This window comes from Bradyrhizobium guangxiense (assembly GCF_004114915.1).
In the GTDB taxonomy this organism is placed as follows: domain Bacteria; phylum Pseudomonadota; class Alphaproteobacteria; order Rhizobiales; family Xanthobacteraceae; genus Bradyrhizobium; species Bradyrhizobium guangxiense.
In genome coordinates this window covers 389,886-415,974 of record NZ_CP022220.1, presented here as the reverse complement: position 1 = coordinate 415,974, position 26,089 = coordinate 389,886, and the positions used below count along the sequence as shown (strand labels likewise).

18 protein-coding genes and 3 pseudogenes are annotated in these 26,089 nt (G+C 57.3%); 15 read left to right on the top strand and 6 right to left on the bottom strand.

Features of this window, described 5'->3' with window-relative positions; genetic code table 11:
* The first annotated feature begins 127 nt into the window (after positions 1–127).
* The 14 genes and pseudogenes from X268_RS36460 (at position 128) to X268_RS36405 (ending at position 14,390) form a co-directional block, all read left to right on the top strand.
* Positions 128–1,141 carry a sterol desaturase family protein gene (locus tag X268_RS36460; RefSeq protein ID WP_128929772.1) on the top strand — a complete coding sequence of 338 codons (1,014 nt, stop codon included), beginning with the start codon at positions 128–130 and terminating at the stop codon, positions 1,139–1,141.
* 94 nt (positions 1,142–1,235) lie between these two features.
* A complete protein-coding gene (locus X268_RS36455) occupies positions 1,236–2,327 on the top strand; it encodes a substrate-binding domain-containing protein (protein WP_128929771.1) in 1,092 nt (363 codons plus the stop codon).
* A gap of 38 nt (positions 2,328–2,365) precedes the next feature.
* Positions 2,366–3,904 (top strand): sugar ABC transporter ATP-binding protein, encoded by a 1,539-nt coding sequence (locus X268_RS36450; protein WP_164934141.1) that lies wholly within the window; start codon positions 2,366–2,368, stop codon positions 3,902–3,904.
* A complete protein-coding gene (locus X268_RS36445) occupies positions 3,901–4,935 on the top strand; it encodes an ABC transporter permease (protein ID WP_128929769.1) in 1,035 nt (344 codons plus the stop codon). The genes X268_RS36450 and X268_RS36445 overlap by 4 nt, the downstream gene beginning before the upstream one ends.
* 13 nt (positions 4,936–4,948) lie before the next feature.
* A pseudogene (locus X268_RS40260) lies at positions 4,949–5,190 on the top strand (hypothetical protein); the annotation flags it as partial.
* A 470-nt stretch (positions 5,191–5,660) separates the two neighbouring features.
* Positions 5,661–7,049, top strand: a pseudogene (locus tag X268_RS36440) (extracellular solute-binding protein).
* Between the two features lie 85 nt (positions 7,050–7,134).
* On the top strand, positions 7,135–8,070 hold the full coding sequence (locus X268_RS36435; RefSeq protein ID WP_232995606.1) for a carbohydrate ABC transporter permease: 936 nt from the start codon (positions 7,135–7,137) through the stop codon (positions 8,068–8,070).
* 11 nt (positions 8,071–8,081) lie between these two features.
* Positions 8,082–8,942, top strand: coding sequence for a carbohydrate ABC transporter permease (locus X268_RS36430; protein WP_128929767.1), 861 nt, complete (start codon positions 8,082–8,084; stop codon positions 8,940–8,942).
* Positions 8,939–9,880 carry a ribokinase gene (locus X268_RS36425; RefSeq protein WP_128929766.1) on the top strand — a complete coding sequence of 314 codons (942 nt, stop codon included), beginning with the start codon at positions 8,939–8,941 and terminating at the stop codon, positions 9,878–9,880. The genes X268_RS36430 and X268_RS36425 overlap by 4 nt, the downstream gene beginning before the upstream one ends.
* A gap of 136 nt (positions 9,881–10,016) precedes the next feature.
* Positions 10,017–10,649 (top strand): annotated as a pseudogene (locus X268_RS36420) (SDR family NAD(P)-dependent oxidoreductase); the annotation flags it as partial.
* Positions 10,642–10,965, top strand: a complete 324-nt coding sequence (locus X268_RS40945) for an HAD family hydrolase (protein ID WP_430648443.1) — start codon at positions 10,642–10,644, stop codon at positions 10,963–10,965. The pseudogene X268_RS36420 and the gene X268_RS40945, both read left to right, overlap by 8 nt.
* Positions 10,966–11,225: 260 nt before the next feature.
* Entirely contained in the window at positions 11,226–11,468 is a 243-nt protein-coding gene (locus X268_RS40245; protein ID WP_232995604.1) for an HAD hydrolase-like protein, read from the top strand.
* Entirely contained in the window at positions 11,468–12,580 is a 1,113-nt protein-coding gene (locus X268_RS36410; protein ID WP_128929765.1) for an ABC transporter ATP-binding protein, read from the top strand. Before X268_RS40245 ends, X268_RS36410 begins: the two co-directional genes overlap by 1 nt.
* A 130-nt stretch (positions 12,581–12,710) precedes the next feature.
* Positions 12,711–14,390, top strand: coding sequence for a phosphoenolpyruvate hydrolase family protein (locus tag X268_RS36405; RefSeq protein ID WP_245478033.1), 1,680 nt, complete (start codon positions 12,711–12,713; stop codon positions 14,388–14,390).
* Between the two features lie 7 nt (positions 14,391–14,397).
* Here X268_RS36405 and X268_RS36400 read toward each other — a convergent pair whose 3' ends face one another.
* The 4 genes from X268_RS36400 to X268_RS36385 all read right to left on the bottom strand — a co-directional run bounded on the left by X268_RS36400 (position 14,398) and on the right by X268_RS36385 (position 18,976).
* On the bottom strand, positions 14,398–14,949 hold the full coding sequence (locus X268_RS36400; protein ID WP_232995603.1) for a hypothetical protein: 552 nt from the start codon (positions 14,947–14,949) through the stop codon (positions 14,398–14,400).
* Between the two features lie 839 nt (positions 14,950–15,788).
* Positions 15,789–16,604, bottom strand: coding sequence for an NAD(P)-dependent oxidoreductase (locus X268_RS36395; protein ID WP_164934142.1), 816 nt, complete (start codon positions 16,602–16,604; stop codon positions 15,789–15,791).
* Between the two features lie 102 nt (positions 16,605–16,706).
* Positions 16,707–17,378 (bottom strand): HAD family hydrolase, encoded by a 672-nt coding sequence (locus tag X268_RS36390; protein WP_128929761.1) that lies wholly within the window; start codon positions 17,376–17,378, stop codon positions 16,707–16,709.
* Between the two features lie 8 nt (positions 17,379–17,386).
* Complete coding sequence (locus X268_RS36385) at positions 17,387–18,976, bottom strand: amidophosphoribosyltransferase (protein ID WP_232995602.1); 1,590 nt, start codon at positions 18,974–18,976, stop codon at positions 17,387–17,389.
* Positions 18,977–19,978: 1,002 nt separating this feature from the next.
* Here X268_RS36385 and X268_RS36380 point away from each other — a divergent pair.
* Complete coding sequence (locus X268_RS36380) at positions 19,979–21,184, top strand: pyridoxal phosphate-dependent aminotransferase (protein WP_128929760.1); 1,206 nt, start codon at positions 19,979–19,981, stop codon at positions 21,182–21,184.
* Positions 21,185–22,412: 1,228 nt separating this feature from the next.
* On the opposite strand, the gene nodU is transcribed toward X268_RS36380, so the two are convergent.
* Complete coding sequence (gene nodU, locus X268_RS36375) at positions 22,413–24,125, bottom strand: nodulation protein NodU (protein ID WP_128929759.1); 1,713 nt, start codon at positions 24,123–24,125, stop codon at positions 22,413–22,415.
* A 946-nt stretch (positions 24,126–25,071) separates the two neighbouring features.
* Positions 25,072–25,770: a hypothetical protein gene (locus X268_RS36365; RefSeq protein ID WP_128929758.1), complete on the bottom strand. Its 699-nt coding sequence runs from the start codon at positions 25,768–25,770 to the stop codon at positions 25,072–25,074.
* Positions 25,771–26,089 lie beyond the last annotated feature (319 nt).

The following is a 26,089-nucleotide window of genomic DNA, read 5'->3' as shown; positions in this document are numbered from 1 at the left end:
GGCGACAATGCAGTAAGCCGTAGCTCGACATTTTGATGGATTTCAATCAACCTAACCATCGAGCCATCCAACGCTCTGCCATATACTGAAGAAAATATAGGGGTGGATTGCGCGCCAGGAGGAAGCGATGATGGAGGAAACTAAATTCGGCCGTCGCGACGAGTTTGGTCACTACGCGCCTAAGGAGCTCATCAGTTATGGGCCGTTGTTCACGTTGCCTCCGAAACCTATGGCGGTGATAAAGTGGTTGCCAGGGTACTTTTTGCCTTGGAACCTGCTGCTTATCGTGTTCGGGATCGGTTATTGGCTCTTTCTTGCGCCGTCTCTTGAACAAATGAAGACACTCGAGATCGGCTGGGGACTTTATCTCGTTCTCCTCAACTATGCCATCGTCGTCCTTTGGTATGGCGCCTGGCACTCTTGGCTCTACGTTTTGCGACGGCAGGAGACGCGCTTTAAGTACAACCCGCGTTGGCCCACGGCCAGAGCTACTGTTTTCGTCTTCGGCAAACAGGCTTTGGACAATATTTTCTGGACGATAACGAGCGGCGTTCCGGTCTTTACAGCATATCAGGTCGCGGCGTTTTATCTTTATGCCAACGGCTACGTGCCTCTCATCACCTTGTCAGACAACCCAATATGGTTCATCGTCCTGCTGTTACTCGTCCCATTCATTCATGAGGTCCACTTTTACGCGGTTCACCGCCTGCTTCATACTCGTCTCCTCTACAAGTACGTTCATTCATTGCACCACAATAATACGAACGTGCTTCCCTGGTCGGGATTAGCGATGCACCCGGTCGAACACATCCTGTATTTTTCTGTCATCGTGTTGATCGCTGTCTTCAATTCACATCCAATACATATGCTTGCCATGGTGATGCGCGCGGGCCTCGCTCCAGCAATTGCCCATACCGGTTTCGATCGAACCGAGCTGGGGGGCGAGCGCACCGTCCCATCTGGAGTCTACGCTCATTATCTTCACCACAAGCTTTTCGAGGTGAATTACGCTGATGGGGCGGTCCCACTAGACAAGTGGTTTGGCAGCTTTCACGACGGCAGCCCTGAAGCCGATGAGCGTCTAAAGCTTCGTATGGAACGGCGTGCTGAAGCTTATGCCAAGAAGGACGCTCGAGCCTGACTGGGTGCTCAACGTACCCTAGAATCCTATTGAAGAACTCAAGCCGCACGGAGAACTCCGCGGCCAAGCACCACGTCAGCAAAGGGGAAACGTTATGATTGTGGCAAGGATTGTTCGTCGCGCATTTCTCGCAGGCGTCGCGGGGATCGCCCTTACAAGTGTAGCGTTCGCAGACGGGCCCACTCCGATTCGAGTTAAGTCGGACGCGCACGCCGAGGTACCGCAAAAGTTTAAGAATCACGCGGTTAAGATCGCGGTTGTCCGCCAGCTCAACACTGGCGACGTGTATCAGGAGTGGATTGCCGGCGTTGAGGCTGAAGCGAAGAAGCTCGGCGTCAAGCTGACGGTCTACAACGCCGACGGCGACAATGCGAAGCAGGCGCTGATGCTGCAGCAGGCCGTAGCCACTCAGCCGGATGCCATCGTCATTGGTTGGGGATTTGGTGATAGTCTGCGCGACGGCATCAAGGCGGCCGCTGACGCCAATATTCCTGTCGTGACCTACTACGTTTCGGTCGAGCCGTCGGACAAGGTCATCACCGTTGATCAGGGCGACAAGCTGATGATGACCGGCATCCTTGGTGCTCTGAAGGCCCATATCGGCGGCGACGGTGCAAAGGCTGACGTCATCTATGTCTATGTGCCAGGCTATCAGGCGCTCGATCTGCGCAACGAAGTCTGGAAGGAATTCTTGAGGGCCAACCCTGGCGTCAATACGGTAGCGACGATCGGCGTCGTCAACGCCAACACTGCCGCCCAGACGGCCGATCAGGCCAAGGCAGCGCTGACTGCCCATCCAAACGTCAAGGCGATTGTCGCGCCGTATGATGAGTTCACCAAAGGCGCATCGCTAGCGATCAGCGAACTCGGTCTGGCGGACAAGGTTAAGACCTATGGCATGGACATCTCAACTGCCGACATCGCGGTAATGACGAAGCCACACAGTCCTTGGGTGGTCACGGCTACCACCAACCAGTCCAATGTCGGCTCGGTCGTACTGCGGGTGGCCGCGGCCAGGATTGCCGGCGACCTCATCGGCAACACGCTGAGCGTGCCGCCGCTGGTTATCACTCAGGAAGAGCTGCGCACGAACAAAGTCGAGAACATCGAACAGCTTGGTGCGGTCTTTCCGGATCTGAAGACGCCGGACGTGGCGAAGGCCCCTTGGATGGATAAGATGAAATGAATCGGTCCACGCAGGAAAGCCTCGCTGGAGGTTGCCCTATGTCCGAGCGAACGAGAGCCCTCGTCGAGTTCCGCAACATCACCAAGCGCTTCGGTGCCACGCAAGCGCTAAAGGGTGTGAGCTTCTCGATTATGCCGGGCGAGACGCTGGGTCTGCTCGGTGCCAACGGCGCCGGCAAGTCCACGCTCATCAAAGTGCTCTCCGGCAATTTCCTGCGCACGTCCGGCGAAATCCTGATCGAGGGCGAGCGGACCGAAATCCGCTCGCCGACCGAAGCGCGTGACTGCGGCATCGCGACCGTTCACCAGAACATCGACGATGCCGTGGTGTTCGGCATGACAGTGGCAGAAAATTTGCTGCTCGACGATCTCTCGACCGCCGACTCGCCCTTCTTTCTCAACCGCCGCAGCGTCATGGACCGCGCGCAGCAGGTGCAGCAGAAGTTGGGCCTCAAGCTACCGCTGGAAGCTCCGGTGGAGGAACTGTCAGCGAGCGGTCGGCAGGAGGTGGCGATCGCGCGCGCCCTAGTGAAGAACCCTAAGCTGTTGATCCTCGACGAGCCGACTTCGACGCTGTCGGCGCGTGAAGCGGAAAAATTGTTCGAGGCGGTGGCGGACCTCAAGCGGCGCGGTATCGCGGTGCTTTACGTCTCGCACCGCATGAGCGAGAGCCAGCAACTATGCAACCGCGCAGTCGTTTTGCGCAATGGTCAGATCGTTTCCGAGCACCAGTCACCGCTCGATACGAATGCGATAGCGACATCAATTCTCGGCGATCTGATCTTGTCGGCGAAACATGTCATCCGCCGCTCGGACCAGGTGCCGGTGTTTGTCGGACGCGGCTTGCGTGTGCGGCCCGATGCGGTGCCCGTCGACCTGACGTTCCGCAAGGGCGAGGTGATCGGTATCACCGGGCTCGTTGGCGCCGGGAAGACCGAGCTTCTGGAACAGATTTACGGTGCTATGCCGCTGGTTTCGGGCAAGATGCTGCTCAACGATCGGCCCTTCAAGCCGCGCGACGCAGCCGATGCGCTGACGAGGGGCGTGGCGATGGTGCCGGAGGAGCGCGCGAAGCAATCGATCTTCCCTGGCGAGGGCCTGGCGAAGCATTGCTCGATCGGCGCAATGGGATTCTTCAGCCGCTATGGCTTCATCGACCTACATAAAGAAGTGGCATTCACCCAGGATATCATCCGTGACTACAACGTCAAGTGTCCCGGCTGGGATGCCCCCATCGAGGCGCTGTCGGGAGGCAATCAGCAGAAGCTGTTAGTCGGCCGCTGGCTCAAGCACGGCTGGTCACTTCTAATTCTTGACGAACCGTTCCGGGGAATCGACATCGGAGCGCGCGGCATCATCTCGGACGCGCTGCGGGCTTTCTCGGAGTACAACTCGGTCGTAGTCTCGTCGTCGGACCCTGAGGAAGTGGTGGAGGTCGCCGACCGCGTACTCATTATGGTCGAAGGAGCGATCGCGGGCGAAGTTATGGCGGATGCGCTCAGCTCCGAAGAGCTTTCTGAAATCATGAGCCGGACCGGTGCAGCTCGGCAAGGCGTAAGTGGGGGCACCCTTCAATGACAATCCAAAACTCGCTCGCGCAGCCGGCCGAGCCTGGATCCACCCGCGGCAGCGCGGAAAAGCTGAAAGTCTTCATCTACCGCTACGGGCTTTTGGCCGTTCTGGTGCTGATGATTCTGTTCTTCTCCTGGCAGCAGCCGTTCTTCCGCACGTTCGCCAATGCAATGTTTATCCTGCAAGCGGCCTCGGTGGTCGCGGTGATCGGGCTTGGCGCCACGGTTTCGATGACGGTCGGCGGATTCGACCTGTCCGTAGGAGCGTCGATGTCGCTTGCGGTGATGGCAGCAACCGCGGCGATGGTGATCGGCGACCTCGGTGGCGCCCCAGCGATTCTGATCGCCGTGGCGGCGGGCGTCGCGGTCGGCCTATTCAACACTTTTCTCATTGTCTACGCCCGCATCCCCGATCTGGTGGCAACGCTCTCCGGCTTGTTCCTCATCAACGGGTTGACCTTGCTCGGCGTCTCGGGCCAGTCGATCGCGGAGGGTATGTCGTTCAACGGCAATGTCGCTCCGGGCAAGTTCTCGCCGCTATTCGGCTGGCTAGGTGGTGGGCGGCTGTTCGGTATCCCAGCGTCAGTCGTGGTCGCAGGTCTGATATTCATCGTCGTCATTGTGCTGCTCAATTACACGCGGTGGGGGCGGGCCTTCTACGCCGTTGGGGGCAATCCGATCGCAGCCGCGGCGGCCGGCATCCGCGTGGCGCGTTATCGCATGGCGGCATACCTGATCTCCGGCGCGTTGGCAGCAATCGCCGGAGTCATGTTAGCGGCCCGCTCCAACCGGGGCGACGTCAATGTGGGCGACGCGTACTTGCTGCAGGCCGTGTCCGCCGCGCTCGTGGGATATGCCGTGCTTGGCGCCAACAAAGCGAATGCCGTCGGTACGCTGGTTGGCGCGGTCTTCGTCGCCACACTAATCAACGGACTGACAATGTTCAATTTCCCGTACTACGCGCAAAGCTTCGTTCAGGGAGTGCTGCTCGTGGTCGCGTTGCTGATGAGTTACACGCTTGGCCCACGCCGCCGTTGAACTTAGTTCTTGGTCGGCGATCTTGTGCGCGGTTGACGAACAAGGAGCTGTTACGCAAGAGATCTCCTCCAATATCCAGGAGGCACACACGGGGCCCGCCGAGTGGCTTCGAGCATAGCCGACGTGAAGCGCCGCGCAACGGAGACCGGCTCGGCTTCGAGTTAACTGCTCACCTACGCGCAGATGCTGTCCAACGACAGCGCGCGGCTGAAGACAGAGGTCCGGAGATTCCTGATGACGGTTCTTGCAGCTTAAAGCCGTCTCGGCGCATTCGGAGGAACGGTACGGAAGACGGAAAACCGTGTGAAGTACTGCAGTGGAGGATTGAAACCTTTGCCCTATCGCGCACTCGAGAACGGTCATTGTGAACCTCGCTAACCGGCGCGTGCACAAGAGATTTCGGAGCCGCCACATCCCAGGACAATCGACTGTCGTTTGACTGCCGAAGCTACGAGGCGTCAGCGTCATAAGTTTGCTAATTGATCCTTGAGGATGACTGCTGCCAGTCCAGCAAATTGGTAGACAACGTGGCTTGAGTACGCCTGACGCGATCCGCGGATCACTTTCTGAACTACCGATTGTTCGACGTTACCCAATCTTACCCAAAGAGAGTTCGGAAAACCGCTTACGACGGAACAGCGGGCGCTAGCCTTGCCGACACTGCGGCCTCTCGAAGAGGAGGGGGCACGAGGTTTACGGGCCAAAGAGCTCACCGGAGGGGAATCATGCCAAGGAAGTACGCTGCTTGTCCGGACCGTTCAGCAAATTTTGCTAGGAAAGCTACCCTTATCTGCTCCACGCTTTTGGCCGGAACGGCCATGGCGCTTACCCACGCCAAGGCAGACGACATCAATTGGCGCCAGTTCGAAGGCGAGTCGATCGTCTGGGCCTCCGATATTCATCCATATGCCGATGCGGTTGCAGCCCAGCTGCCGGAATTCGAGAAGCTTACCGGCATCAAGGTGACGCCGGAGCTTTATCCGGACGATGCGTATTGGAATAAGTTGACGATCCAGCTCAGCACCAAATCACCAAGCTGGGACGTTGTCGGTACGGGCATTCAACCGGCTTGGGATCTTGCGCCCGGTCAATTGCTTGAGCCCCTCGACCGCTATCTGAACGATCCGAAACTTACGGCGGCCGGCTACGATTACAAGGATTTCTTCCCAGCACTACGAGATGCGCTGACTTGGAAGGTCAAGGAAGGCCAGATCGAGCCGGGAAGCGGGCAGGTGTGGGCCATTCCGCATGGCTTCGAGAATATCCAACTGTTCTAACGGAAGGACATCCTCGACAAGTATGGCATCAAGGTCCCTACGACCCCGCCGGAGATGTCCGCGGCATGCGAAAAGCTGAAGGCTGCCGATCCGACGATTACGCCCCTTGGCGTCCGCGGTGTGCGGTTCTGGAGCAGCATCCACACGGCCGCAATCTCGATCGCCAGGTCCTACGGGGTGCACGATTTCACCGTCAAGGACGGTAAGCTCGACACCGGCCTCGACTCACCCGAGTCGATCGCTTTCCACAAGGACTATGTGGACATGATCAAGAAGTGCGCGGCGCCCTCCTTTGCTAACGACAATTGGTACCAGGTGGTCGAAGGCATCAATTCCGGCCGCACAGCCATGGCGATCGATTCCAACATGTTTGGCTTTTGGAACGACGTTGCCGGCAAGCCAGCCTCAGGCAAAATAGCATTTGCGCCGCCCTTGCGTGCTCCGAATGCCAAAAACTTCGAATCCAACATCTGGATCTGGTCTTTGGCGATGAATGCGGCATCGCAAAAGAAGGGAGCTGCGTGGCTCTTCATCCAATGGGCGACTTCGAAGCAAGTGAAGCTCAACGGTGCCGTGGCCGGCAAGCTCGTCAACTCTCCGCGCACCTCGACCTGGACTGACAAGGCATGGCTCGAATACGCGGCAAAGCCTGAATTCAACAACTTTGTCGACACGTTCAAGAGCGTGCAGGACCGGGCAAAGCTGGCCTTTACAGCTCGCGTCGGCTTTGCCGAAGCAATGAATGCCTGGGCCGTTGCCATGCAGAAAATGGTCAACGGAGCTGACGTGAAGGCGACATTGACAGACCTCGCGGCCGAAATCCGATCGACCATGTGAAGTGCCGAGGGGGCGGCGGCGACCCGCTGCCCCTTCTTGCAATTAGAGATGTAGTCATATGGAACTTCGAGGATACGACGCAATCGTGACGCTGCAGTCTTCGGCCAGCCAACTTGCCTCCTCACAGGATCGGCGGATCAAGAGCGCTGAGGAGCCGCGTCTTGACTGGTGGAGCATTGCAGCAATTGCGCCAGCCATCGTCATACTTGTAGGATTTCTGCTTCTGTTCTTCTACGGCGTCTATCAGTCGTTGACTGACCTCAGGTTCGGTCGCCCCTTGGTCCACTTCATCGGCCTCAACAATTACGCGGCGCTGATTAAGACAGAGGATTTCTGGAATAGCATTCGCGCGACGCTGGTCTACTCTGGATCCGCCGTCCTTGCCGAGGCAGCCTTCGGTCTCGCGCTTGCCAAGCTGTTCGCGACCGAAGTCTTCCTGGCCCGCGTGATGCGGCCGGTCATTCTCCTGCCCCTCGTCCTACCCCCGATGAGCGTAGCGCTCATGTGGACGACCATGATGGACCCACAAAACGGGATCATGAATTATCTGTTGTCGCTTGTCGGGATCGGCCGATTTGCCTGGATCTCAGATCCCGTGACCGCAATGTTCTCCCTGGTCCTGATCGACGTATGGACCTACACGCCCTTCTTCGCACTCATCATCTTCGCCGGCCTTCAGGGCATCAATGAAGAGGTGAGAGAAGCCGCGCGCGTTAACGGTGCGAAGGGCTTGGCGACCTTTCTGCACATCGAGCAGCCTCTGATTGCTCCCTACATTCTGATCGCGGCGGTGTTTCGGCTGATCGAGTCTCTCAACCAGTTCGACATCATCTTCGGGACAACCCAAGGCGGGCCCGGCAACAGCACTTCGGTTCTTTCGGTACGTGCCTACATCACCGCGTTCCAGAATCTCGCTTTTGGGCGTGGCGCCGCACTGATGGTGGTCAATTGGCTGATCGTGCTAGTCGGGACGTTCGCCATGGTCAAGCTCTGGCGCTTTGTTCGCCAGCGCGTCAGCTGAAGAGGCCGCGCATGCGCGTCAATCGTTCGACCCCCGCCAATCTGATCCTCAACCTGCTCGTGGGCGTTTGCGCATTTATCCTAGCTTTTCCGCTTATCTGGATATTGATGATGTCGCTGAAGCAGCAGGCCGAAGTCATGACCTGGCCACCGACCTTTCTGTTCTCGCCGACCCTGGAGAATTTTCGCGTGCTGTTTGATGTCGCCCAGGCGGGGGCGACCAGCTATGGCACCATCAAAGTCGATTTCTTGACGCCGATCACCAACAGCGTCGTCATAGCGCTGGGCTCGGTCATCGTGTCTCTGCTCGTGGGCGTGCCGGCCGGCTACGTGCTGGCGCGGCGCGACATACCTCTCAAAGAGGACATTGCGTTCTTCATTCTTGGATTCCGCTTTGCCCCGGTTCTCCTGGTCGTCATCCCGCTCTTCAGCGTATTCCAGACCATCGGGCTATATGACACCTATCTCGGCATGATCTGGGTCTACCAGGTGGTCACACTGCCGATGATCGTCTGGCTGAGCCGCTCCTACATCGAGGACATCCCCAAGGACATCGAGGAGGCGGCTGCCATGGACGGCGCCAAACCCGTTCGCGTCGTGCTGCACATCGTGCTGCCACTGTTGAAGCCAGGACTGATCGGAGCCTCATTGCTCATCTTCCTGCTCGCCTGGCACAATTTTGCCCTCGGTCTAATGCTGAGCTCGACCAAGGCGCCGGTGACGGTCGCTCTGCTCAAGCTTCTCAATCCGGGCGTGCAGTTCTATCCCGTCATGGCGGCCGGGCTCGTCGTGACGATGATCATTCCCGTCATCCTGATCGTCATTGGCCAGCGTCACCTCGAACGCGGCCTCACCTTCGGTGCCGTAAAATGAACACCCGGCCATTGATGTTCTTCGGAACGACGAATCTCGATCTCTGCTTCAACGTCGAGCGACTGCCGACTCCAGGTGAAAGCCTGATGGGCGGCTTGACCCGTTACCCCGGAGGCAAGGGCGCCAATCAGGCCGTTGCTGCCGCCCGGCTTGGCCTCAAGCCACATTTCTACACGCGTCTCGGCGATGACGATGCCGGCCACTGGCTGTTGCAGTCCCTGATGCAGGCCGGCGTTCGCGCAGATGCCATTCAGATCTCTGCGGGCGAGGTCTCCGGTTCAGCCCTGGTCATGGTCGGCGACGACGGCTCGAACATGATCGTCATAGACCCTGGCACGAATTTGAACGTGACACCCGAGATGATCGAGCGCGCGGCCGAGTTCATCGCGCGCGATGCAATCGTTGTTGCGGAAATGGGGATGCCGATCTCGGCCCTTAATCGGCTCTTCGAGATGAAGGCGGACAAGGGTTTTGAACTCATCTTCAAGCCGGCGCCGGTCAGGCCCGGGCTTTCACCGGCCGCGTGGGCAAGCGTTGACTTCGTCACGCCGAACCAGACGGAAGCCTTTGAGCTCACAGGGATCGAAGTCCTCGACTTCCACACAGCCGCGGGCGCGGCCTTAAAGCTTCTCGATCTCGGTCCAGCTGCCGCCCTAATCACCTTGGGCGCGCAGGGCGCTTACTATGCCGACAAGAAGCAATCTTTTTCTCTGCGCGCCTTCCCGGTGAAGGTCGTGGATACCACGGCCGCAGGGGATGCTTTCAATGGCGCCTTCGCCGCTTCATTGGCTGAGAGCCTGCCCTTGAGGGAAGCCGTACGAAGGGCGCTCGCGGTGGCAGCCCTGTGCGTGACGCGCCGCGGTGCTCAAAGCTCGATGCCGAGCCGCGAGGCGGTTGGCGAATTTCTGCAATCACAAACGATCCTGGAGTTGGAATGACTGAACAGTTCTCAGTTTCGGATAGAACGGTGCTCGTAACCGGAGCCGGTGGAGGCATCGGGTCGGCCATTGTTTCAATGCATTCCGGGCGGGAGGGGCGAATGTCCTTGCCACCGATGCTAATCTCGCAAACCTCAGGGAGACCTTGGCTGGCCTGCCCCATGGCAACGGCGTACTGCCAATGGCGATGGATGTCGCGCGGGAGGACGATGTCGCAAGGGTGCTAGATGAGATTGCCAGACGTTTCGGCCGGCTCGATGTGCTGGTGAATAACGCCGGCATCAAGTCTGCGGAGCCGCTCCTGAACGGCAATTCGGAAAAGATCGAGCGCACGATCCAGATCAACTCAGTCGCTGTCCTGCGCTCCTCCAAACTGGTGGTCGACCGGTTCATGAAGGCGAAAGGTGGCCGTATCGTCAACGTCGGCTCCTCGCTGTCCTCGCAAGGTGCAGTCTTCAACTATCAGGCTGGCGGCGCCGACTACTGCTTGTCCAAGGCGATCGTCCACGATCTCACCAAGCTGCTCGCCTACGAATGCGCGCCGCTCAAGATCAATGTCAACGCAATCGCCCCTGGCATTATCGACACGCCCATGCACGGGCGTCCCCGGGAGGAGACCGAAGCCCGCCATAGTGGCCGGATCCCGCTGGGACGCGTGGGTCTACCGGAGAATATCGCGGGTCTTGCTGTCTTTCTCGCAAGCCCCGCGGCCTCATATATGACCGGGCAGATTCTTCACGTGAACGGCGGGATGCTGATGAATGGCTAATACCGCCCCGGCCCATAACTGGCCGCAAGTCAAAGGTATCATTTCGGATCTCGATGGCGTGGTTTATCGCGGCAACGCGGCGATACCAGATGCTATCCAGACATTTGGAGCTTGGCAGACGGCAGGATTGCCGTTCTGCTTCGTGACTAACAATTCCACCCATCCCCCCGAAGATGTCTCCGCAAACTTGCGAGTTTCGGGCTTGTCGTCACGCCGAAAGACGTTGTCACGAGCGCCATCACTGCCGCCGAGCTCATTCGCGCGACATACAAGGATGCAACGCGCGTATTCGTCGTGGGCGCGCCATCGCTGGTGAAGGCCATCACCGAAGCGGGGCTCGATGTGACCGATCGCGAACCCGATGCCGTGGTCATGGGCCTCGATCGCTAGATAACGCATGAGAAGCTGCGGATTGCGGTCGAAGCGATCCTGAACGGTGCCGCATTCGTCGGCACCAACCCCGATCTCCTCCTGCCGACCGCAGGCGGTTTCGAACCTGGAGCAGGAGCAACGATCACAGCTGTAGCTGCTGCCACAGGCGTGAAGCCCTTGATTGTCGGGAAACCTGAGCCGCACATGATCGAGACGGCACTTTCCCGTCTCGGGACGGCGCGCAACGCCACATTGATGATTGGCGACCAGATCCAGACGGATATCCAGGCCGGAAAGCGAGCGAAGCTACCGACGGTGCTGGTCACGACCGGCGTGCCGCCCCGCGAAGACCCATCCCTGGTGCCACCTGATTTTATCGTCTCCAGCCTGGCAGAGATTGAGGTCCCGGCGGCGCTGGTCGAACGGATTCGACAGAGGAGTTCGTGATGGCCGATGTTCGTTTGGAAGGCGTCAACAAGGCCTATGGGACAATCCAGATCCTGCGGAACATTGATCTCACCATCGATCACGGCGAGTTCGTCGTGTTCGTCGGACCTTCGGGATCGGGCAAGTCGACGCTGTTGCGAATGATTGGAGGACTAGAACGAATCAGCGGCGGCCGGCTTCTGATTGACAACGAGCTCGTCAATGATGTCGATGCGGCGGATCGAAACCTCGGGATGGTGTTTCAGAGCTACGCGCTCTATCCGCACATGACTGTGCGCGAGAACCTTGCCTTTCCTCTGCGAATGGCAAAGGTTGCGAAGACCGGGATCGAGACCAGGGTCGCCGAGACTGCGTCGCTGCTACAGATCGATCATCTTCTGGACCGAAAACCCCGACAACTCTCGGGCGGCCAGCGTCAGCGCGTTGCGATTGGCCGCGCAATTGTTCGCGAACCCAAGGTGTTCCTATTCGACGAACCCCTGTCGAACCTTGATACCGAATTGCGGGTGCAGATGCGGGTTCAGATTGCCAAGCTCCACAAGCAGCTTGGGAATACCATGATCTACGTGACACACGACCAGGTGGAAGCCATGACAATGGCCGACAAGATCGTCGTACTCAAGGACGGCAACATCGAGCAGGTGGGAAGCCCGCATGATCTCTATCACAATCCGGCATCCCGGTTTGTGGCCGGATTCATCGGCTCACCCAAGATGAATTTCCTGGGCGGCCACATCGAGGCGGCGCACGAGGCGGGCATGGACGTCAGGCTCGACGCCGGGGCGACAGTCTCCGTCCCCGTGCAGCCGGATCAATTGCTCGTCGGCAAGCCGATCACACTCGGAATTCGCCCCGATGACTTCTCTCCATCTGCGGCGGAGAGGAAAGAGATCGCGATCGAACTCGACGTCGATTTCGTCGAGCATCTTGGCAGCGTCACCTACATCTACGGAAACGCTGGCAAGGAATCGGTGGTCGCAAAGGCGCCAAAGCCGGAGTCACAGAAGAGGTCTGGCAAGGTTCGTCTTGCGGCGTCGCCGGCGGACTGCCACCTGTTCGTGACGAACGGAAAGGCGCTGCGCCGGTTGCACGCGCCCGCAAATTGGAGCTAGTTTTCGCAACCGCCGTGCAGGAGGCGGGCAAGTCATGCACACGCGGACAGACCAGGCAAAGGGCGGCGGCATCAGGCGGTTCTTCCGCAACTCCCGCTCCTTTATGCTTGGGGCTGGAATAGGATCGGGCATGACCGCGCGAGCGGCCGAACGGGCGGGCGCGGATTTCGTTCTCGCCCTTAACGCCGGCCGATTTCGCGCGATGGGGGGCTCTTCGCCAGCCTCAATTCTTCCAATCCGCAATACAAACGAATTCGTGGCGGGCTTCGGCCGGACCGAGATCCTGCCCTCAACGAAATTGCCGGTATTTTTTGGCGCTTGTACCTTCGATCCGCAGCTGGATATCGACCGCTTTCTCGACCGCATCATGCGATGGGGTTTTTCAGGCGTCACCAATTTCCCGTCCGTCATCCACATTGATGACTACAGGAGATCACTGCTTGAAAGTTGCGGGCTCGGCTACGAGCGGGAAATCGAACTCCTGGTCAAAGCCGCAAAACGCGGCCTAATGACCATCGCTTATACTCGCACCCAGTCCGAAGCAAGGCGCATGGTTGAAGCTGGAGCTGAAGCCATCTGTATCAACTTCAATCTCAACCGCGCTGTCGAAAGCGGATGCGACTTGTCGATCAGCCTGTCGGAGCTTGCCGCGCGAACGAGCGCTGTTGCGCGTGTCGCTCAATCCGTCGACGTGAACGCAATTTGCCTGCTTGGTGGCGGGCCAATCACGAAGCCTGACGAACTCCTGGACATCTGCCGAGAAACGGGTGTGCAGGGTTTCATTGGCGGTTCGTCGCTCGACCGCATCCCGCTCGAAATGTCAGTTCTCGAGGTAACCTCGGGCTTTAAGACCATCCACTTATTGCGAGAGAAGGTCGATCTCCTCGAGCGCCAGCTCCAGTTGAGCGGATTCCGGCATGGCGTCATCGCGCAGTCCTCGATCATGAAGCACGTGCTTGAGACTGCAAGGCGCTTGGCAAGTAATCCCAATTCTGTGCTGGTGTGGGGCGAGGCGGGATCGGGAAAGCGAAGGATAGCGAACCTCGTCCATGCCTTTAGCGATCGGAGACACACGAAGGCCGCGCTGTTTCATTGCCGCCGAGGGCCGGCAATCGACACGGTCGGTGCGCTGTTCGGTGCCGAGAGCGCTGAGAATAGGAGGCGCCAACTGTCGCTCCTCGAAGCCGCAAGTGATTCCGCGCTCCTGCTGACGCATGTCGATCAGCTGTCGCGAGATGGGCAAGAGCGTCTCGCGGACTATCTCGAGACGGGGACTTTCACGCCGCTGAACGGCGTATCCGTTGTAAGGTCAAACGCCCGGATCATCGCAACCGCGACAGTGACCCGCGGAGCAAGCTTGGAAAGTGTTCTATGTCCCCGCCTTCTTGCCTTCTTTGCCGGGCTTGACATAGAACAACCCGCTTTGCCAAACCGTCTGGAGGACCTTCCACAGCTCATTCAGCATTTTGCCGTCGAAGCCAAGGGGGATTCGAATGCACAAACGCTGGCAATAGAGAAGTCCGCGTTCTTGGCGTTAGCGGGCCACCATTGGCCCGGAAATTTGAGAGAATTGCGCCAGATCGTCAATCAACTGGTGATGGTGAAAGACGCGCATATAACTGCTGACGTCCTCAAGCCGCTTCTGAACTCGACGTCGCCCGCTCGGCCCAAAGGAGCATTCTCCGAGCGCGAGTGGTTCATCGAAGGCCTAAAACGAAACAGGCTCCACCGTGGCAAGACCGCACAATCTCTTGGGCTTTCAAGGAAGACGCTTTACAACAAGATAAAGAAACTGCGGATCCTAGAATAGCCTACCCTCATTTCTTGCGTCGGGTTTGCTGCGACGTAGTCGCATGCAAAAACGAGAACCTTGGCATCGACGATGCCTGTTGGCCAAGGCTGATCAACCCCATTTCGTCGCAAATCCTACGCGCAAGAGCCTCTTCGGGCAAATACACAATACCTTCGAGATGCGCTCCAAGTCTCGTCTCTGCCATCGTGATCTCAGAATCCTTGGCAGCAACAAACAGGATTTTGAATCCCAGGCTGGCGAACCATTCCATACGTCGAAGTTCGAGCTCCAGTCCGGAGTTAATTGGCATGCCATCCGTAGCCTGCTCAATGATAGATGCAGGTGGGAAATTTGTGACGCCGGAGATTCTCGCCTCTTTCAGCAAGTCGGCAAAATCCTCCCAACAGGCAAAGGGATCGATCATGACCATCGCCGCGTAGGCGCGAATGGACGCTTGCTTGTCGAGGCTGCGCAAATCTCGCAAAAGACAGTCATTCCAGTCGACGACAGGTAAAGTCGCCATTACGAGCATCGAGTCTGCTGGAAAGCTCCGCAGGGACGGCGCGTAGATTTCCAAGGGCGCGCCTCTAGATGCGGCCGTTAAGCGCGTGGCAAGCTTGCAGCTGACTATACCCATTCTTACCCACCCGGAAGTATCGCCGATGTTATACAATGCTTCAGCCCGGTCTAGACCTCCTATTGTTGAGAATGCTCCGGGAGGAAATTCGTGTCTCATTATTTGGCGGACGGCCAAGCGTCGGTCCCGGATGGAGCCTCGCCTGTAAATGTTTCAATCCGTGCGTGTGAAAGCCGGCGTCACCCTTGTCGGTGGTTGGTTGAAGCTGAAGCAAAAATCACCCGCTGGATCCTTTCGCGGCCACTAAGGGGAAATCTCGCGGCCGCCAGTGATGGGAAAGAGGTGTTCCGCTTCACCGCAACCTTCAATGGTCTGGATCACGCGCAAGCGCCAAAGCCCGTGCCGACCCTCGCTCTCCGAATGCGAGAGTGGCGGCGCAAGTCTCCAGCCTGGTCCAGCGTCTCGTCCGGAATCTCTCCGAACTGGGGGGCACCAGGAAAATCTAATTCAATCGGTAATTTGGTCGCGGTGGTCTCCGGCGTCCTATGTCGATGCGTTGGGCGACCAACTATCCGATTTGTCGCCTGCTAACGATAGCCTTCGGCTCCGCTGGCAGACCGGTTCGTCTGCCTTCCTCCCTCAACTTAAGCCGCTGTTGGAGAAATCTGACAGCGGCTTTTTCTTAAAGGACACTAGGCATCTCATTCATTGAAGCGCGAGTGTCGCTAACGAGCGCGCCAATCCTCAAGGGCGGGACCCTTCCACGCTCTCGGCATTGAAGGAACACGCCCGTACCTCCAAAGGCAGTGAGATAGTAAAATTCGATTAGACCGAAGACTTTATGAGTGAGACAAATGAGGTAGAGTCAGTTCGCCTTTGCCCGAGGCAACCGAGGCGTTTAACTTGTTCGCAGCCGCAGCTAGGATCGGCACCGAAACTACGTTCTCGCCCGCTAGGCGCACAGCGCAATTAATATCCTTTGCGGAATTGGCAATTGAGACGGCCAGAACATCGGGTTTTTCGCCCAACAAAAAGGCAGCGAAGGCTTGGAATATTCCGCTGTTAGTGGAACCGCGGCTGACCAGAGAGCGGAGTGTTACAAGATCAATGTCAAGAGCCTTTGCGAATTGGCAGACCTCTGCTGCGACGGCCGCTATGCCCATAGTCATGCTGTTGTAAACAAGCTTGAGCTTATGACCCTGTCCGACTTCTCCGACATGAAGAACGGTCTCACAAAATGCAGCAAGAATGCCTTCCGCCACAGGAAAGAGCGTCTCGTTCGATCCAACGATCGCATTGAGAAGGCCGAACTCAGCTTGTTCGGGGCTACGTGTTACTGGGGCATCTACAAAACCTAGGCCATGTTCTTGAGCCTGCTCCGCCAGTGTAACTGTCGAAGCAGGATAAGATGTCGTGCAGTCAATTATCAAACCGCCACGGGACATATGGACAAAAAGCCCATCCTGCCCAAGGCACACTGCCTCAACCTCGCGGCTTGACGGTAGGGACAACACCACAGCGCTTACATGTTGCGCCAACTCAGCGATCGAAGGATGTTCACGGGCACCGGCTGAAGCAAATCGATTCGCACCGAAACGATTCTTGTTGGCTTTGATATGCAGTTCAATTTGATGACGCATCAGGCTAATACCCATTCCAGTTCCCATTCGCCCGACGCCGACAAGACCTATTCTCTGTTTCGCAGTGCTAGGACCTGCGTTTGGTGATGATGCCTCGCTGAACATGGTTCATGCACTCTAGAAAAAGCCGTGCCTTTGTAAGATAGGCAACAGCTCATGATGGTTGTTAATCGAATAGTCAGGATTTGCCGCCCGCAAGCGCGAGTCCGAAACAAAACCTCCGGTGATCGATATGCTTATGAGTGCGAGATTGCGTGCGATGTCCATTTCGATCGGCATATCGCCGATGATAAACGTCGACGCCGGGTCGAGGCTGTACTTCTGCATGTAGAGGCGAAGCCGCTCTCCTTTGCTCATCGATTTGTATTGAGTGGCGCGGCTTTCAAAGGCGAGAGCTTCGTTGATGTAGTCATGGATTCCAAGTCTTCTCAATTGGGACCGAAGGGGGGCAACGATATGGTTGCTCACGATGACGGACAAAGCTGCTTCTCGGTGCGCTAGCTCCAGCACTCTACGCGCGCCCTCGCGCAGATCGGCGCGATCCGCAAGTGGTTCATAGGTGTTGTGAAAGACAGCGCTGCCATCGCGATCCACGGCCGCAACCTCGTCCTGCGACATTCCGAGATTGCGATAAAGAAGAGATAGCGGGAGGTCGCAATGTTCCCGAAACGTCTCCATATTGATCGGCGCGTAACCAAAGCGGTTCAGAATAGCATTAGTCGTTTGAAGCAGTGCGTGCGCATCATCGAGCAACGTTCCATTCCAATCAAAGACGAGAACGGGTTTCATTAATGACCTCAAGCGTGAACTGATTGCATGCGGGGAAGATCAGCCACCAATTCGCGCAGATTCCTGTCCGCCCGCTCCTGTCCCGCCCGAGTTGGCATCTCGAATGTAAAGGGTGACAGATCGAAGCTCTCCGGTCTCAGGGGCAGCAACGATTCTAGCAGTGGGAAGGGCAGATACGTTATCGAGGCTGCGTTGATGGATGTCGCGATGTTGCTTTCGATGAGTCTCAAAACGTGGGGTTCCATCTTGTGAAAGCGAAGGCTTTGCGTTCGCTGCTCGGACGGCAGTCGTTTCCAAATCTGCCAGAATGCGAGCTCATCGAGTGTGTTGATACCCATGCCGTAGTAGTTCGGAGCCACTATAGGCGGCGAACCGATCGCCCAATGCACGGCTTTGGCTCCGGCGGTAAGGAGCATGCTCGTGACAGCTCGACTGGTATCGCCGCGAATGAGTGCTTCGTCGACAATTACTACGCTGGTTTTAGTCAGGTCAGTTTCCAGTACTCGGTACTTTTGAGAAATGCGGGACTTTCGCTCGTCGGTCGTGCCGATGAGCGTTCGCTGAAGAAACGTCGTGGCGACCACTTCACGACGCTCGGCGAGCAGCCCGTATTCCGCGAGAGATGCGTACAGGCCATCGGCGAACGGACCACCTGTACGCGGCTTGGAGGAAACGAGTGTGCAGGTAGGATCTGCTTCAGCTTGCAGTCGCTGCGCAACAATCCCACCCAAGGCAGCACCGATATTGTACCGGGTTTCGAAATGTGAATGGCCTTCGACCGACGTATTCGGACTTCCTAAATAGAGAGCTTCGTACGCGCAGAGCCTGGCTTTATGTCGCCCGTTGTGCACGGCACGACTAACGCTGCCCCCCGTCGTTCCGTCCACATACGTTATGTGGCCCGGCGAGATCTGCCGCGTCTTACCCTCGAGAGCGGCAAAGGCACAATTTTCAGAGGCGAAGAGCAAGAACCCGTCATCTGTTTGCATGGTCTCCAACGGTCGCAAGCCGCTTCGATTGCGGTAAGCAATGAGATTTCCGTCTCCGTCCAGGAAAAGCGCGCTAATAGCGCCGTCAATACGATCGTCAATCTCTCGAAAAACGGTTTCGTAATTGGCCGCTAGACCGTGGCGCCAGTAGTGTCGTTCACAACAGCGTTCAATACACTTGAGCAAGAGCTCAGCATCTGTGTTGACGGTTGATCGTTGCTCCTGGGCAAGAAAGGCTCCCCTGAGTTCACGAGCATTGACCAAGGCCTCATCCAGAGAAATGGCCAGATGGCGGCTGGTGCCTGCATTGTTATGAATTGACTGAAGGTCGACGCCATCACTGAGTTCGCGGCATCGGCTACGGACTTGAGCGATTGCAACATGAGGCCGAAAACGCCGATCTTGTTCGTTGGGATCAATGCGCACTGAAGCGCTCGATGACTGAAACGCTCTCCCATATCGAATACCTTGTTTGTGCATGAAAGCCGCAACGCCGACCGCCGCCTGGCCACGAAGCGCAAGTTTCGGGATCATGTGCTCGAGTCGATCATAAACATCCGCCTGCGAATTGCTTGAAGGACAAAAAAACGCAGCAGCAACGCCGGACATGCCTTTACCCCTCTTGTCGAAGAACCGATGTCCCGGCTCGCATCATTGGCGAATGCACCACGGCGTGACGACGTGGCTCTGCTCTCTTTAAGCAAGCGCCGTACCACTCCTCAGACGAGCTGGCTCGCGCTGATGCAACAACGAAGGTCGAGATACGCAAACAGTTTGGCGACCCGCGATGAGCTCCGTGTCCGAATCCCGACATTCTGTCTAAGGTGCGACGAGCTCGTCCGAAAAGTGTCAGGCGCCGACCGTTGGTCTGAGACTCTCACGCTCGCGCGTGGGTACGAGGCAGTGTCCTCACATTAGCGAGCATGACCAATGCGAGTCGCGCCAAGCCGGCCGCGGGGCTTTGCTGGCATCCAGCAGAAGGAAGTATTGCCCGGATGAACTACCAACAATAGTGATTGATCAAGAGATGGTTTCTTGGCAATGAACGGTGGGTAACTGCTGCGGATCACGCGCTGATCGCAAGGCAGATGGGAGGAGGTCGGCAATTAAGATCAACCACAATCGACTATCGTCAACGGGCTAGTCGAGGCGGCAAGGCGGGTCGCAGAACGATCACATGGAGGTTGTGGCGTGTTGAGGCTGAACGCTGCCATGCGCTCGTTGATGAAGACAGGAGCTTCGGCAAGTTGGCAGATGGCACGACTCGTGGCGCGCTCACCAGCCCGCATTGCATGGTGGCGTCCTGCCGAGCGACATCGGGGTCCAAAAGTCGATCTGTTTGTTCCCAGCATTATCGCCGTGCCAATACTACTGAAGGTCGGCTGCGGTTGGCTCTGGTCCGCGTCTTGTGCGTGTTCGGCTTCAATTCCGGAGTAGTCGCAACCACGTGTTGTGCATATTGAGAAAGGGCTTGGTGGTTTCGGTGAACTCTCGGCGGTTGGGAAGAGCTTGTTCAACCCGAAGAGCGATATCTCCGAAACAGATCAAGGAACGTCCGGTCACGCGGCTGGGATCACTTCACAAGCGCGACAACTTTGCAGGAGAGCGCCTATGCCGTCGCGCCCGATGTCCTTCCTTTCTAGATCCCGAAAAGCCGGCCACGACTTAGCCACGGTAGCTGTGATTGGGCGCCGGTTCATTGATCTGGCAACCGACGAAATCGTCGTCGAGCCGTCCTCATCAGTGTGCGAAGGAGCGATGGCTGCGGTCAACGCCGAAGCGAACCGCTATGTCGATCTCATTGGGCTTACGCCCCTTCGCAGGGCCGTCGCCGAAAAGCTCTCGGTCGAAACGCGCGTTGGTTGGAGTGCGGAAGAGATCGTAATCACTACGGGCGCGCAGCAAGCGCTGCTCTATGCGGCCGTGACTGTCCTAGCGCCGGGCGACGAGGTTATCATTATTCGCCCCTGGCGGCCGATATTGCTGTCCCAGGTCGTTCTCGCTGGTGCAGCACCAGTGTTCGTTGATGCTCGCTGCCCGAGATATATTCCCGATATCAGTGCAATCCGAGTTGCTGTCACACCGCAGACGAAAGCTATAATAATCAATTCGCCAAATAACCCGACCGGCGCAGTCTACAATCGAACGATACTACAAGATATCGGCGAACTCGCTATCGAACGCCAGATATGGATCATTTCCGATGAGTGCTACTCGGGACTGGTATTCACTGGTTTTCGTCACCACGAGTCGATCGTCATGGCGCACCCCCGGGTACGTTCGCGGACGATCATAGTCAAGTCGTTTTCAAGGGAGTTGATGATAACCGGCTGGCGCTTGGGCTATTTCGCCGCGCCCGCGCAGCTCGTTTCCGCGGTAAGAAAGCTTCAGAGCCATGCAATCGCAACTCCGAATGTAATCGCGCAGCAGGCGATCCTGCACCACCTTCAAGCCAGCGATGGCAGCTTTGAGGAGCAGATCTATCAGCGTCTTGTCGACGCTCGCAACATAGGTCTTCACATCCTTTCTGATCTACGCGATGTAACTCCATCCCGCGCCGATGGTTCGTTCTGTTTTTATCTCAATCTGAGTCGGCTTTTGTCTGCTTTGCGGACTGAAGGCTCAGTGCGATCTGCCGATGACATCGCACGAGTGCTCCTCGAAGAAGCTAATGTAGGATGTGTTCCAGGCGACGCTTTCGGCGACGCGAACGGCCTACGTCTCTCCTTCGGTGCTCCACCGGAGCTATTGGAGATGGGGCTCAAACGCATCGTCGAGGCGCTCAACGGTCTAAGGCGCGGGCAGCCAGGGACCTAACCGCATCAGAAATGAAGGAATTTGAGCTGAGTGTCCGTCGTTCACCTCATCCATTGCCGCTAAGCGGCGGATAGGGCTTTCGATATCTTGTTAACGGCGAGATTGCTCTATTTCAAAATTAAGCCCTAGCGATGCCGCCACTTCTGGCGATCAATCTCCTGATCTGGTCCGTGATAAGGGCATCGCTGTGAGTCTCACTCAAGAGTCGAGCTCAAAACGTCTAACGTGGGCCAGTCATAAACTGCAAAATCGAACTCGATCCGAACCATAAGAGTCCTTACTAGCGGCGGCGGCTTGTTCCAACGGGGAGCGCAGAGGAAGCTCTGGTGCGGCATAAGCCACGCTCGTTCAACATGGATGGCAATGTAGGGTTAAGCGGTCCTCTGGTTTGCTGCGGCCACAGACAGGTGCAGCAGGACAATCGGCGACGACAGGATCTTCGAGTGCGGACGGCAAGTGAGCTTGTTCGCTTACGATCCGTACATGGTCGGTCGCTGGCGGGGGTTAATCGTGAATCAGGTCTGCCGTCAATTTGAACTGTCACTGCCAGCGCGGCCCAGACGTGCTTTCGTTCATCGGCAGGAGGGATGCTGACCAAGGGACGTTGTCGGTCACCGAGGCGCCGCGTTCGTTCTCGATCCGATCGATGGTACTACCGAAGCACCGAAGCGCGCGAACCCGCCACCTCAACACCATCGCCGAGCGCGCTATGCGAACTTCATTCGTATCAGGTGTCATCCTCTGAGGTCGGGGATCCAGGATGCCCACTCGCACCCTGCTAAGCTCATAGGCCGTTGGTCCTGCGACTGCTGCACCCGAAAAGCAGCCGTACTCTTTTCGGACTCGGATATGCGTCAAGCCATTCCGAACACATCCGCTTACTACAGCGCGTGGATTGTGCTGATCCCGGCCAAAACAGTTGGCGTTTCCCTTGGCAAGCGAGGCCACGTGCGTATTGCGTTGCACTGTCAGATTGCGGCCATGCCGCAACTCTAAGTGATCACGTTGGTGTACTCGTGCCGCCTTACAAAAACTAATCGCTCGCGCCAACTGCGACACAAGTCAAATCCTGGCGGCTGGATGAGGGCGACGCTCAGGGAGGCTGCATTCGTCGCCGGAGCCGCTCTACCGAGTATTACTCAAATTGCGTTGTGCGCCCTCTAGAACAGGCTATTATAGCGCGACAATCTGGTTGGGAAGCACTGTCACTGATTGTCGCGCCGCACGGTTATCGAGCTTTGGTCCACAGTATGCCGTCGCCCCATACGTGCTCGACGCGTCCCCACTCGCAGGCTGCTGCGACATGCGGGAAGAACCCACGTCCATGGTGGTTTGCACTCGTATTGCAAAGCAGCGGAATGCCTGTGAGCTTTTCGTATTCGACGAGAAGCTCGGCGACTTTGTGCTGAGAGGTCCTGCAAATCGTCTGCAATCGCGCCGATCCATCGAGATGTACAACAGCGGGGATTTTGTCCCGCCATTCTGGTCGTGTCTGGTGATCGAAAAGCATGTAAGGGTCCGGTGTTCCGGGACTAAATATATCCGGCGCACGATCCTCTAGGCATATCGGAGCCACTGGCCGGAAGTGTTCGCGAAGTTTGATGTCGTTGAGATAATCCTTCATTCGCGGCGAGGTCGCGGGGGCGAGAATGCTTCTGCTACCCAACGCCCGAGGCCCAAGCTCGGCGCGGCCGGTAAGAAAAATCACGGGCTTGTTGCCGGCAAGAATGGTCGCAAGTTCATGCAGACTACACGGCGCGGCCTTCCATTCGGGGGGTACATCTCGACGTTGCAAGGCTGGACCACTATATACCGACCATTCCAACGGCGAGAAGCCTTTTTCCACCACCATTGCGCAGCAAGCGGCACCGATTGCCGAGCCACTGTCATTCGGAAACGGGGGCACCCAGACGGCATCGAACAGGCCTGTCGCACGTAGTGCGCTGTTCCATTTGATATTGAGACCGCAGCCACCTGCTACGCACAGATTGCGCGCCCCAAGATATGAATGCCGCTGCAAAGCAAGCGCCATTTTGCGGACGAGGAGACGCTCGAGGAAGCAATGAAACGATGCCAGCACATCTTGGGGGGCCCTGGCCTTTAGGTGGCGCGCGCTGGCGTCGAAGAAGTCATGCACAGCCGCAAGCGCGGACTCCATGCTCTCAATGTCTGTACGGAAACTGGCAAGTTTCGTGTCGGCCGCAAAGCGCTCCTGGTAGAGTTCCTCAAAGACCGTGACAATGTTTTCAATGACAGACCCGAGCGCGATATACGCCATCAGCTTGCCGGCTACACCCAGGTTAAGCTTGCCGGCACCGCCCGGGTCCACCTTGCCGGGGCCACCCAGGTCCCAGTTAGCGCGGTTCGCCTGCTTATACGGTCCAAAATGAAGTCCCGCGGCGGCATAGACATGCCCAATCACCGGGAACAGGCATTCGATGAACTGAGCGCCTCGATGTTCTACGTGATAAAGACGTGGAAAGGTGCCGCCGTCCCACACGAGGCAGAAGGCGGGCTGTCCAGCTTTGGCAAAGGGGCTGGTGCAGTATGCGGAGGCTACATGGCCTGTGACGTGCGGATAGCTTCTATAAGGGAAATCGCTGCCATCGAGCCTAAGACCAGAGCCATCGCACGAGGTGAGAAGGCCGTCGGCATGGCGTTCAACATAGGGCGCCCCTTTGAGAGTGATCGGTGTCGTCCCGCTGAGAACCTGGAACTGCGACTCCGCCACCCCCGCCCAGCCATCGATGACGAACTGATCAACTTCTTGCGGATCCAGACCGTGTTCGGTCAAAGCGACGACGATTGCATCGAGGTTGTCGATTGTTTGATACCGCGGATTGTTGCTCCGTTTCTCCTGCTCGATACAAAAGATAAGCCGTCCGTCCTCAACAAGAGCAATCCCGCCGTCATGTGTCAGCTTGATACCGCAGATGCGCATAGTGCCTCCTTGTCTGATGCCGGCAATTCGATTGACAAAGACCGAATCGAACTTAGAAAGATGCGAATAGGAAATCGTCGTGGATCGATTCTGGCACCGCTCGCGCTCGACGTCGGTCTAAGGTTGCATTCCACATACCCACGACCGTCTCGGCACTAGCAGCGTGACCCCAGCGCGGCGATCCGATTACTAGATGCCGCACGTAGCGCAGTGCACGATCTAGACCAATGCAAATCGCAGGAATCCCTCGCGGTTTCTCGGCCGACTCTCGCGTTCGCAAACTGCTTGGCGGGTTCCTGACATCAGACGAGTGTGTTTTCGGACAGAAGCATGCGCTACGCCAATTGGGAGGTGCTATCCGACCTACCGCCGCGAACTGGACTCGGCGGTCGGTTTGGCTTCTCCGGTCAACAGCGGAAGTACCGCAACACGCAGATCATTGATGCATCGATCATCGAGAGCTACCGCGTGCAGGCCAAGCGGACGAAGGAATTTGGCCGACTCGGCGCGATGTTGACGTCGACGGGCGGCTCGAGGTGCGCAGCCTCTCCAAATTTATTGTCGTCGTCGGCGCACCTGTCGAGGCCTTGCGTGACGTGTCGCTCATGGCCAGCGAATTCGTTGTACAGCCTGGCCTTGAAGTCCGTAAAGAGCCAGGGCCTCAATCTAACGTTGTTGTCGAGAAAGCTTGGCGATCGTCGATCAAGTAGCTAGACGGCCCGCAGCTTGTAACTCCAACACAAAGACTTCGAGCCGCCGTATCGCGCGGCAGCGAGGCACGGGAATTGCCAAGCCGCTCCAGCCAGCAAATCACCTCTATCGCCATTTTTCCACCATTGTGAACCCATTCATATTTCTGAGATCAACATTTTAGTGGTCTCACGTGCGCGAGCGAAGACCGCCGACTAGATAGGCATGTTGGTCGCGGGAAAGTTCGGTTGACTCTTTAGTACTTTTCAAATCCCACCATTTTCATGGTCCAGCGGCTGACACCCCCCTTGTCGTCGCGATGAATGAACATCTTCCTGATTGTAGTCTCGAGGTTTCTACGCTCGATCGCGGGCAGGAACGGAATGTCGAGCCGACGTGTCTGAGCGAATTTCTCAACTACGGTCTCAGTTGAATTGCAGGAAGGCAATCGTGCGGCAATCCCGTGCGTGGTATGTAGATCCTCGATAAAGTAGAAACCGCCAGGCTCGACGATGGGAAACAGCTTCGCTAGAGCAAGCTGCTGGTGATAAGCTGCGTGCGAAGCGTCATCAATGATGATCCTTACGGGCGGGAGCGAGTTCGCTAGGCGTTCCAGGGCTACCGTATCGCCCATGTCAAGGCGCTCGAAACGGAACCGGTCCATCTTAAAGGCGCTGAAATCGGCAACGTCGCATCCGATGATCTCGGCTTTGGGAAAGAACTCCAGCCACATCTTAATAGACGGAATGTCGTCAACCTTGCGACCGACCACTACATCGGGATCGAGAGAGCCGTTTCCGTGTTGTAATCCAATCTCGACCATCGTGAAAGGTTGCTGGCGGAATTCTTCGAACAGAAAAGAGTAGAAGCTGGTGTAGCCGTGGGCGTCGCCTACCTCATTCCCCTTGTCGGTTCCGAGGGCATTAGCTCGCTTGGTCAAATTCGGTGCGCTCATTGCAGCATTTCCTATTCTCGGATGGAGCATTACACGGCGGGTCAGCTTCTGAGTTCAAGAAGCATACCAAAACCGTCAGTCTGAGTTTCCTTCTTATTCTCATCTGGCACGTGTCTCAGGTAGAACGGGTGTGTCGTGACTCCGACAGTGCGCCGCATGCTCCTTCTCGGTTCTTTAACGCGTCCCCCACGTGCAAATGCGGCGGCTGATGGTGACTCCGCCCACCGCCCCGACAGCGGCAGTGTGGTAGCCTCTCCCGGCATCTGCACCCCTCGCTACGGCTCCAACAGCGCGATGGGATCTCGGGGGATCACGAGTC